The following is a 10444-nucleotide window of genomic DNA, read 5'->3' as shown; positions in this document are numbered from 1 at the left end:
TTGCGCGCCGGGAAGAAGACAAGGCAGGCGGGACGCCTGCGGTACGGAACTGCCCCGCAGGTCTTCTTCGTACCGCTGGCGTCCCGCCGGCCTTGTCTTTGGGTGCCCGTCCCCGTTTCGGCTGCCCTGATTCTTTCCGTCCGGGCAACCCAGGGCAGGCCTGGCCCTTCGGGCGGCGGCCTGCCCGGGGCTATATTCGGCAACGCTTTCAGCGTTGAAGAGGGCAAGGAACAGGGAACGAAGGAACTCCTTGTCAGGAAGGGTGGGCGGATTTTGGTACGATTGCCCCTGAGGGAGCGGCTTGCCTCCCCCGTGAAAACCGGGTAAAGTCTTGCCATGCCCAAAAGACGCGAAACAGCACCGGACACGGCGGCGGAGCGGGAGACGCTCCGCCTTCACGCCATGCTTGCCTTTGAGCGGCAGGCGGCGGAGAACGGCTTCCTCCGGGTGGCCGGCGTGGACGAGGCGGGGCGCGGCCCGCTGGCGGGGCCGCTGGCGGCGGCGGCGGTGGTGCTTGCGTTTCCCGTGCCGGGGCTGAACGACTCCAAGAAACTGACAGAGGCCCGCCGGGAGGAGCTGTATGAAACGCTGATGGGCGGCCCGCACGCCATCGGGGTCGGGGTGGTGGAGGCGGGGGAGCTGGACCGGATCGGGCTGCAGCCGGCGAACTACGCCGCCATGGCGCGCGCGGTGGCCGGTTTGTCGCCCCCGCCGGACTTTCTGCTGGTGGACGGGTTTGCGCTGCCGGGCGTGGTCCAGCCCGTGCTGCGGCTGGTCAAGGGGGACCAGCGTTCGCTTTCCATCGCCGCCGCGAGTATCATTGCCAAGGTGACACGGGACCGCCGCATGGCGGTGCTGGACGCGCGGTACCCGCAGTACGGGTTTGGCCGGCACAAGGGCTACGGCACGGCGGACCATCTGGCCGCGCTGCGCCGCCACGGCCCCTGCCCCGAGCACCGCCGCAGTTTCGCGCCCGTGGGCGGCGCGCCGGAAGGGGGCCTGTGGCCCCTCCCCCCGGAAGAGTGAAAGCGTTTTTGATGGGTAGATGGATGAAAATGAGCTCGCTGCTGTTGTCCGCCCTGGCCGCCGGATGCGCCGTGCTGGGGGGGATTGACCTGTTCCCCCAGGACTCCTGGACCGTCGCCGCCGACGCCACCCCGCAGGCGCGCGCCTACGCCCATTACATCGCCGCCGTTGTGCAGGAACGCCGCGGGCGGCTGGACCTCGCGATGGACTCGCTGAACGAGGTGTCGGCGCTGGACCCGGAGGCGGTCACGCCGCTGCTGGGCCTGCTGCGGGCGCACCGGCGGCAGGGCGACCTGGAGAGCGCGCTGAAGGTCAGCCGGCGCGCCGCGGAACTGGAGCCGGACAACGCGGACCTGTGGCTGATCCGGGGGGAGAGCCACCACGCGCTGCAGCAGTTTGACGAGGCCATCACCTGTTTCAACAAGGCAATCGAGCTGCGGCCCGACGACCTGCTGGGCTACGGCGCCCTGGTCGAGGTGCAGGAGCAGCGCAACGACATGGTGGCGGCGGTGGACATCTATGAGCGCCTGATCGCCCGGAACCCGGAATCCGCCGCGCTGTATTACCAGCTCGCGGGGACGCTCGCCCAGATCAACGACCGGGACGGGGCCCTGGCGGCCTACCGGAAAGTCATCGAGCTGGAGCCGCGCGTGGTGCAGGCCCACCTGCTCCTGGGCGTGCTGCTGCTGGACGCGGGGCAGCATGACGAGGCCGTCGCCCGCCTCAAGCACTACCTGGACCTGCGGCCGGGCGACGTTGCGGCGCTGGAGTCCCTCGCCGGCGCCTTTGAGCGCGCGGGAAACACGCCGGACGCCCTGGCCTGCATGCGCCTGATCCTCAGGGGCAAGGACGCCGCGCCCAAGCACCATTTCCAGGCCGCCTGGCTCCTGTTCCGCACCGGCGAGTGCGGCGCGGCGAACGAGACGGCCCCCGAGAGCGGCGCGCCGCTGCTGGCGGGCATGCTGCGCGTGCTCTGCCTCCTCGCGGAGGGCGGCGATCCGGCGGGGGAAATCGCCGCGCTCGACGCCATGGAGGGCGACCTGGAGCAGGAGACCGCCACCACGCTGGCGGACATGCTCCGCCTGTTTGGATTCTCGGAGGCCGGCACGCAGCTCTTTGCCGCCCTCGACTCGGACAATCCGGCGGTCCGGGGGTCCCGCGTGCTGCGCGGCATCCGCGGCCGGGTGCTGGAGGTGCTGGAGCGCTGGTCGGAGGCGGCGGCGGTCTTCGGCGAACTGGCCGCGGCGGACCCCGCAGACCGCTGGTCGCGCTACCATCTGGCCACCTGCCATGAGCAGATGAAGAATGATGTGGAGACGGAGCGCAACCTGAAGGCCTTCCTGGAACTGGACCCCGACAACGCCGAGGTGCTGAATTATCTCGGCTATTTCTACGCCGAGCGCGGCGTGAACCTGAAGGAGGCGGAGGCGCTGCTGAACCGGGCGCTGAAACTGGAGCCCGACAACCCCTTCTACCTCGACAGCCTGGGCTGGGTCTATTACCGCCAGGGGCGCTGCAAGGAGGCGCTGGACCATGTCCAGCGCGCGGTATACGGCATGAACACCGACGACGCGGTGCTGCGCGACCATCTGGGCGACATCCACCTGTGCCTCGGCGACACCGCCCGCGCCGTCGCAGAGTGGCGGCGCGCCCTGCGTCTCGACCCCAAGCTGGACGAGGTGCGCAAGAAGCTGCGGCAGCACCAGAAGCCCCAGGAGTAGGGGAAGCGCATGGAAGGGGCGGAAGACAGGGCGGCACCCCCAAGCCCCGCCCATGCCTTTAACCCCTGGCGAAAGGGCTGGCATGTCATCGGATGCGCCCTGATTGTCTTCCTGTTCCACCTGCTGAAGGGGGTGCGGGAGCCGGTGGCGGGACCGGACCTGCTGATGGGGGTGGCGTGGGTGGAAACGGTGGCGGCGTTTCTCATGGAGGCGGCGCGGTTCCGGTCGCCGAAGGAGGAGGAGGCCATCGAGCGGCTGCCCTTCGTGCGGTGGGTGCTGCGCGGCGAGGAGCGCGCGCATGTGAACGCCTCGACGTGGCTCATGCTGGCCACGGCCCTGCTGGCCACAGGCTACCGTTTTGGCCTCCTGGGGTCCGCCGCAGTGACCGGGGCACTGGCCGTCACCGCGCTGGCGGACCCGGCGGCCTCGCTCGCCCGGCACATGGTCCGCGGACGGTTTCCCAGAGGAATGCGGAAGGTAGGTTTGGCGGCGTTTCTCGTGTGCGCCATGGCGGTGCTGGCCGCCACGGGGGCGGCAATGGGAAAACCCTTCGCGCCCTGGACGCTGGCGGCGGCGGCGCTGGCGGGGGCGTGGGCGGAGAGCGACCTGCTGCGGCTGGCGGCATGGGCGATCGCGCGCCTGCGCCGGATGCCCGCGCCGCACCCCGCCGTCACGGGCTGGCTGCGCCGCGTCTACCCGGACGACAACCTCTACATTCCCGTGGTGGTGGGCGCCGTGCTGGGGCTCATTGGGGGCTGGTAGGCGGGGAAACCTCCACAAACTCCGTCGTCACCCCGCCGTCATCTGCCAGATGGAGCAGCCGGTACCCCTCGGGCTTCGTGCCGTCGAAGTTGTCGCGGGTCATGGAGCAGCAGGCGGTGGTGGCGAAGAGGACGCCGTCGCGCTCCTCTTCCTGGTTCCCGTGCCAGTGGCCGGCCACGGCCACCCGGAGCCGGCGCCCGGAGAAGAGGGCCAGAATCTCCTCGGCGTTCCCGATGCGGTAGGCCTTGGTGTTCGGGTTGAGCGGGTGGTGGCAGAAGAGCGCGACGGGCCGGGCGGGGTCCGTCTCCGCGATCCGCGCGCGCAGCCAGTCCAGCTCTTTGGCGGGCACCGTCACGTCGCTCTCCATCCCCTCGCAGGAGTTGAAGCCCAGCAGGGTCCACGCGCCCAGGTCGCGCATCCAGTGCTGCTCGCCAAAGAAGCGGTTGAACTCGACCAGCGTCCGCGTGGGGATCGGCAGCACGTCATGGTTTCCCGGAAGGGCCAGGAAGGGTTTTGCAAGCCGGCCCACGCAGGCGGCCGCGCATTCCATCTGGGACTTGCAGGCCAGCCCCACCAGGTCCCCCGCAACCACGGTCAGCCCCACCCGGGCGTCCCGGTTGATGGCCTCCATGGCCGCGCCGGGATAGGCGGCGGACTCCGGCGTGGTGATGTGCAGGTCGTTGATCACCGCGATGGTCAGCGGACCCGGCGTCGCCGCGTGCTGGCCGGCCGCAAGCCAGGCGCCCCCCATCACACCGGCGGTCCCTGCCGCGATGAACCCGCGGCGTGTCATCTTTCGCACGGCTGCTCTCCTCTGTCGCTATGCCCCCGGCACCGTGACCGTCACCCCGGCGGCCGGCGCGTGGTTTCCATGTTTGTCATAAGAAAACACGGCGTAGAAAAGCCTGGAGCCGGGGACAAGCCCCGTCTCCGTCGCCGCGGTTCCCAGACCGTCATACACCAGCGTCCCGTCCTCCGGCGACACCGGATAGGCGTCGGGCCGCCGCATCACGCGGATGCCCGCCAGGTCGCGGTCCCCGGGATTGGTCCACGTCAGCGTCACCCGCCCCGGGCCCGTGTCCGCCGCCAGGTCCGTCACCGACGCCGGGGGAAACAGCGCCCCGCACCCGGCGAGGGCCAAAAAAACCGCCGACAACAGCGGGACAAGACAGACCGTCGGCCTCATCGCACCGCTCCCTTGGATCCGCCGCCGGGGTCATTTCCCCGCGGCGGCCATCACCTCTTCAATGGACACCACAGCGCCGCCCCGGCGCTTGCTCTCGTCCGCCGCCTCCATGAACGCGAACAGGTTCAGCGTCTCCTCCGGGGAGACGGGGGCGACACCGGTCTGGAAGAACTTCACAACCTCGACGACGAGGTTGGCGTAGTCGCCGCTGTTCTCCTGCTCACTGACGCCCTTCTCGCCGAAGATGACCACCTTGTGCGGCGTGCCGCTGGTGCGGATGCCGTAGAGCACGCCGACCCGGCCGTCGGCCCACAGGCCCGTGACCACCTCCGTGTCCGCCGACGTGGTCCGCGTCACGGAGACGCAGCCCGCGCCCATGACGGTGAACAGCGCCTCGGTGGCGTGCACCCCGTACCAGAACAGGTCGGGGTGGTGCTCTTCCAAATGGCACGGCCCGATGGAGATGCAGCTCTTCACCGGGCCGATGTCCGCCTTCATGGCGTCCTTCAGCGACTGGTAGAAGCGGTAGGACGACGCGGTGAAGCAGGGCACGCCCGACTCCTTCGCCAGCCGGAAGATTTCCACGGCGTCCTTGAGGGACCCGGCCACGGGCTTGTCAATGAACACCGGCTTCTTCGCGGCGAACACGGGCCGGACCTGCTCCAGATGCGGCCGCCCGTCCACGCTCTCCAGCATCACCACGTCCACCTGGGCGCACATCTCCTCGATGGTGTCGAAAATCTTGACGCCCCACTTCTCCTGAAGCTCCTTCGCGTAGCCGTCCACGCGCGACGCGCTCGACTCGATGTCCGCGCTGCCCCCCTTGAACGCCGCCACCACCTTCGCCCCCGGGATGTGCTTCGGGTTGTCCGGGTCGTTCAGCAACTGGGTGAACGCGATCACGTGCGACGTGTCCAGCCCAATCATGCCCACCCGCAGGTCCGCCGCCGCCGCCCCCCCCGCCGCCAGCACCGCAGACATCGAAAAAAGCACCAAATGACGCATCGGGAATCTCCTTCTCTTCCGGGGCCAACGCCGCCGCTATCGGTCCAGCATACCACGTCCCCCCCGCCCCCCGCACCCGCACCGGGCACGCCTGTTCGCCGGATAAGATATTGTGAAAACCGAAGCCGAGGCGAGAACGAGGTTGCTTCAGGCGCTGTGCGCCTTCGCAATGACGCGCATTTCCACGGTCATTGCGAGGAGGCCGCCCCGGCCGACGCGGCAACCTCTTGTCGGAAAGCCCCAAATCTCTCCGCATCTCATGGGTGAGTGAGCGCCTTCGACGGCGCCGATGCTGTCAGCGCGAACCCACAAGGCGTGCCCTGCCTCGAACACGTCCGCGACCGTTTCTTATCCGGCGATCAGGGCCCGCAGCCCTCGCAGCCCCGAAGCGGGCGGAGGATGATCCGCCCCTACCCGCCCAACCACCCCCCATCCCCCCTCTGCGCAAATCTGCGTAATCTGCGGACCGTCCGCCGGGTTGCGCCACGTGGGCTCGCTCTCCACGTTCAGCGCGTAGCCCAGGGAGTCAAACTAAACGGTGACTGTCCCTATTTATTCTATTTATTCATTTCACGATCTACACAACACGAATATTTTTCTCCGCAGGATTGCGGACACGCGCAGGGATCGCCCAGGAGGCTATACAGCCCCAATGGGTCTGTGTTGTTGACGGGGCATGAGCGACTATACCCATACACACTCGGCCCATCCACGAGCCCTGCGGGGTCGGGCCGGTCCACCGGGCCATGGCGGGGGAGTAGTGGCGGAAGGGGAAGGTATAGAGCCCCGTGCCGGTGTCGTAGGGTTTGGCGGTGAACTGGTGGTGGGGCAGCGTGCCGGTGGCGGTGTGGCGGGCGCCGTAGGGCAGGAACTCCATCGTGCCGGTCTGGGTCTTGGTCTGGCTGAAGACGCCGCGCGTGCTGGAGAGGTGGTCGAGGGCCAGATAGCTGTAGGCGGCGTTGGCGGGCGGCTGCCCGGAGGCGACCGTCGCCTCGGCCAGGGGGTGCATGAAGTCCGTCATCACGTTGAACTTGGAGAACCCCTCCACGGCCCAGTCCGTGTCATTGTCCGTGTACTCGGCGATGGTGTCCCAGCCAGCTTTCTTCACCAATGCTCCTTTGCCTCTTGAATGGTTTTGTATACGGACTCATAAGTAATTTCTTTGGGTGCCACAGGCAATCCGGGAGAGCACTTGGCGGCTTCTTCATTTACTGTATAAACCTCCTCCCCCTTGACCCAATAAGCATACACAATGGGAGTGCCGGAGGTTACCTCAGGCTCAACCAATACGGCATATCCGTCAGACATGGGTTCAACGGAGTAGCTTGTCCTAGTTCTAGGAGGAATGCACTGCAAATGACGCCCAAGACTTTTCACTACTTGCATTTGCTTCTCCTCTTCTGGACTAAAGGTTTGGGTGCAACCATAGGCAAGCAAGAGAAGCGTTGTTGTTACCAATATTCTTTTCTTCATTTTTTCTACATCCCTATAAGACAGCGTATGTAACAGAACCTTAGGGTGGCGTACGCCCTTGCAATACACCATTTGTTTCTACGACATCTCGCCAATGCTTCTAAATAATCGTCCGCGCAGTGTTCATAGCAGTCTTTGCCCTCGTTCCCAAGTTGTACTTGGGAATGGGCTTGTCCGCGAAGCTCTGCTTCGCGATTGCTGCGGCGCGGGGCACGGGCCGGGGAAGGGGGTGGGAACGCAAAGCGCAGCTTTGCCCCCAGGGGCATTCCCAAGTGCAACTTGGGAACGAGACGGATAAACGACCGCCCGCCGTAGCGGTAGGCATACGACGCGGCATAACTCCCCTGCCCCCGCGTGGCCAGCCGCCCCCAGGCGTCATAGGTGTAGGTGGTGGTGACGCTGTTCGTCACGCTCGACGTGAGCTGGTTCGACGTGTTGTAGGCATAGGTCGTGCTCTTCGCCGCATCCAGCAACCGCGCATGGACCGACACATTGTCAAAACGAAACCCGCCCTGACCCGACACCTCCCGCCGCAGGGCGTTCGTGTTCATTGTCGTGCCCACCGCAATGTCCCCACTTGTGCCGGGATCACGGACACTCCGTCCGCAGCCCGACCTTTCCAAGGGCAGACTATCACAGTATGCAGGAAAAGTCAACCGGTCCGCCCGCGCCCTCCGGCCCCGAAGAGGGGGGATGATGATCCGCCCCTACCCGCCCAACCGCGTCCCGCCCTCCCCATCTGCGCGATCTGCGGACACCTTCTTCCCTGCAACACGGGGGTCAAACCTTGCAGGGATGCGCGCCGTGTGTGCATCATGGCCGGGAAACTGGGACATGGCGGGACGCTTATGGATCGCTTTGCACATCTTCTGGGCCGGGGGCTTTCGCTGGACGGCTTTGACGCGCCGGAGAACCGGGCTGCTGTCCGGGCCGGGCTGGCGCTGGCGGCGCTGGCAATGCTCCTGCGGATCGTGTTCTGGGCAGTCACGAACCGGTACTGGGAAGACTCCCTGATCACCTGCCTGCATTCGGAGAATTTCGCGGCGGGGCTGGGGCTGACCCATGTGCGGCCGGGCGAGCCACCGCTCCACGGGTTCACGAGCCCGCTCAGCGTGCTGGTGCCGCTGGTGGCGGACATGATCCGGATCGGGCTGGGCCTGGAGTTCATCAAGCTGGTCTCCATCCCCGCCGCGGCGCTGACGGTGGTGTACGCCGTCGCACTGGGCATCCACCCGGCGGTGCGCCTGTCCACACCCCTGACCCTGATGGTGGCGGGGTTTCTGGCGGTGGAGCACCACCAGATTCTCTTCGGCATGGCGGGCATGGAGACCCAGATCGCCACGCTGATCCTGGTCATGTCGTTCTACTACACCGTCGCGTGGAAGCCCCTGCCGCTGGGGATCAGCCTGGGGCTGTGCATGCTGGCGCGGCCCGATTTCGCGTTCTGGACCATCATCCCGGGGGTCTGCGGCCTCCTCCACGACCGGAAACGGCTGTTCACCGTGGTCATCCCCGTCGCGCTGGCGCTGTACCTGCCCTGGATCGCGTTCACCACGCTCTATTACGGGTCGCCGGTGCCCCACACGATCCTCGCGAAGGGCCTGGGCTATGTGAAATGGTACGACGCACCGGGGGCGATGGGCGCGGCGGGCATCGTGAAACAGACTTGGACCGTGCTGGGCGAGCAGCTGCTGATCATGCTGGGGCCCACGTTCTGCGGCCACGGCGGGTCGTTCCACGCCTTCTTCTCGTTCGGCAAGGCGAGTCCTGTGGGGCTGGTCATGGGCGCCTTTGCCCTCGCGGGGGCGGCGCTCTGCGCCACCCGCCGCCGGCGCGTTCTGTGGCCCGTGGCCGGATTCGCGGCGGTGTACACGTTCTACTACGTCTACCTCGTCCCGATCACCTTCTCCTGGTACAAGATGCCCTATCTTGCCGCGCTGGCGCTGCTGGCGGCGGCGGGGCTGGACGCCGCCCTGTCGCGTCTGGCCGCGCCCTGGCGCGTGCGGACACAGACGGCGGTGGCGGCGGCGTGGGTGGGGTTGTTCGCGGCCGTGCTCCCGCTCACCTTTCTCACGGAGCGGCAGATCCAGCGGGACATTGAGAACCCCGTGCGGCGCGCGGCCGGGGAATACCTGCGCGACCGGATGCAGCCGGACGAGGCGGTGGGCGGCGAGCCCCTGGGCTACATGGGGTATTACTCGCGGGGCAACGTCTACGACTGGCCGGGTCTCGACAGCCGCGCCGTGGTGGACTGGAGCCGGAAGACGCCGCAGGCGCGGCGCTCGCTGGAGAACATGCTGCGGGAGCTGAAGCCGGAATACCTGTTCCTGCGGGACGCCGAGGTGCTGTATTCGTTCCAGATGCCAACGTGGCTCAGAATCAACTACCACCCGGTGGCGGCGTTTCTGGCGGACCCGGAAAAGGCGCAGCGCATCCGATGGATAGAAACCAGCATGGATGTGCAGTACCGCATCTACAAGAAGAACCGGCCCGACGACCCAAAGCCGTATGACCAGGGCCTGTGGCCCGCCGCCCCGCCGGTGAATTTCCGGGACGTGGACAAGATATTCATCATGGGGGCCTACTACGCCCAGGAGGACATGCCCGCGCAGGCCGTCGCGCATTACCGGCGCGTCACCGAGCTGGCCCCCGGCCGTCTCGACGCCTGGCACGATCTGGCGGTGGTGCTGCTGCGCGCGGGGCAGCGCGACGCCGCCCGCGCCGCGGCGGCGGAAATCCCCAGGCGCGGCGGACGGCCCGACCCCGTGCTCGTGGAGGCGCTGAAGGACTGAAACGGTGCGCCGGGGCGTCCGCGAAAGACGCCCCGGCGCGAAAGTTGTCCTGTGTTGCGGTTTATTTTCTCCCGGCGGTGCGTCCCGGCCATTTGTCCATGCGGCAGCGGGGCGCGGCTGCGCACTCCCCCCCTTTTCGCGACGCTCTCCGCGCAAACGCGCGCCCCGCTCGTCGGCGATTCCATCCCCACCGGCCACACCCCGGAGGCCGCCGCCCATCTCCGAAGCCCCGGGCCCGCACAGCGCGCAGCGCCTTGGAGTGCGGCAGCTTGCTGCCGCCTTTCTTCGCGTGGGCTTGCCCGCGCGGGGGCACACGAAAAGCGACTGGGACCGCGCGTTTCCCAAGGCCGGCCCGGTCCCCCCGCCGCAATTTCGGCTGCCCCGTTGGGGCATGATGGTTCTGCGCGGGCAACCCAGGGCAGGCCTGGCCCTTCGGGCGGCGGCCTGGCCTGGGCTATATTCGGCAACGCTTTCAGCGT

The 10444-nt window shown here is 67.5% G+C and carries 10 protein-coding genes; 4 read left to right on the top strand and 6 right to left on the bottom strand.

Going from position 1 to position 10444, the window contains the following annotated elements; all coding sequences use genetic code 11:
* The first annotated feature begins 336 nt into the window (after nt 1-336).
* The 3 genes from GXY15_14180 to GXY15_14170 are packed head-to-tail and all read left to right on the top strand — an operon-like array spanning nt 337 to nt 3509.
* Entirely contained in the window at nt 337-1026 is a 690-nt protein-coding gene (locus GXY15_14180) for a ribonuclease HII (GenBank protein ID NLV42355.1), read from the top strand.
* A 29-nt stretch (nt 1027-1055) separates the two neighbouring features.
* Complete coding sequence (locus GXY15_14175) at nt 1056-2747, top strand: tetratricopeptide repeat protein (GenBank protein ID NLV42354.1); 1692 nt, start codon at nt 1056-1058, stop codon at nt 2745-2747.
* 9 nt (nt 2748-2756) lie between these two features.
* Nucleotides 2757-3509, top strand: coding sequence for a hypothetical protein (locus GXY15_14170; protein NLV42353.1), 753 nt, complete (start codon nt 2757-2759; stop codon nt 3507-3509).
* On the opposite strand, the gene GXY15_14165 is transcribed toward GXY15_14170, so the two are convergent.
* The 6 genes from GXY15_14165 to GXY15_14140 all read right to left on the bottom strand — a co-directional run bounded on the left by GXY15_14165 (nt 3493) and on the right by GXY15_14140 (nt 7724).
* Nucleotides 3493-4311 carry a hypothetical protein gene (locus GXY15_14165; GenBank protein NLV42352.1) on the bottom strand — a complete coding sequence of 273 codons (819 nt, stop codon included), beginning with the start codon at nt 4309-4311 and terminating at the stop codon, nt 3493-3495. The genes GXY15_14170 and GXY15_14165 overlap by 17 nt on opposite strands.
* 18 nt (nt 4312-4329) lie before the next feature.
* Complete coding sequence (locus tag GXY15_14160) at nt 4330-4695, bottom strand: hypothetical protein (protein ID NLV42351.1); 366 nt, start codon at nt 4693-4695, stop codon at nt 4330-4332.
* A gap of 30 nt (nt 4696-4725) precedes the next feature.
* Nucleotides 4726-5700: a Gfo/Idh/MocA family oxidoreductase gene (locus GXY15_14155; protein ID NLV42350.1), complete on the bottom strand. Its 975-nt coding sequence runs from the start codon at nt 5698-5700 to the stop codon at nt 4726-4728.
* A 577-nt stretch (nt 5701-6277) separates the two neighbouring features.
* The gene (locus GXY15_14150; GenBank protein NLV42349.1) at nt 6278-6808 is read right to left on the bottom strand and encodes a hypothetical protein; all 531 of its coding nucleotides are present in this window, start codon (nt 6806-6808) and stop codon (nt 6278-6280) included.
* Complete coding sequence (locus tag GXY15_14145; protein NLV42348.1) at nt 6805-7173, bottom strand: hypothetical protein; 369 nt, start codon at nt 7171-7173, stop codon at nt 6805-6807. The genes GXY15_14150 and GXY15_14145 overlap by 4 nt, the downstream gene beginning before the upstream one ends.
* 5 nt (nt 7174-7178) lie before the next feature.
* Nucleotides 7179-7724: an RHS repeat protein gene (locus GXY15_14140; protein ID NLV42347.1), complete on the bottom strand. Its 546-nt coding sequence runs from the start codon at nt 7722-7724 to the stop codon at nt 7179-7181.
* A gap of 297 nt (nt 7725-8021) precedes the next feature.
* Here GXY15_14140 and GXY15_14135 point away from each other — a divergent pair, with 297 nt between their 5' ends.
* The gene (locus tag GXY15_14135) at nt 8022-9965 is read left to right on the top strand and encodes a tetratricopeptide repeat protein (protein ID NLV42346.1); all 1944 of its coding nucleotides are present in this window, start codon (nt 8022-8024) and stop codon (nt 9963-9965) included.
* Nucleotides 9966-10444 lie beyond the last annotated feature (479 nt).

Source organism: Candidatus Hydrogenedentota bacterium, assembly GCA_012730045.1.
In the GTDB taxonomy this organism is placed as follows: Bacteria; Hydrogenedentota; Hydrogenedentia; order Hydrogenedentales; family CAITNO01; genus JAAYBR01.
The sequence above is the reverse complement of the archived record's forward strand: the minus strand, read 5'-3'. Positions and strand labels throughout refer to the sequence as shown.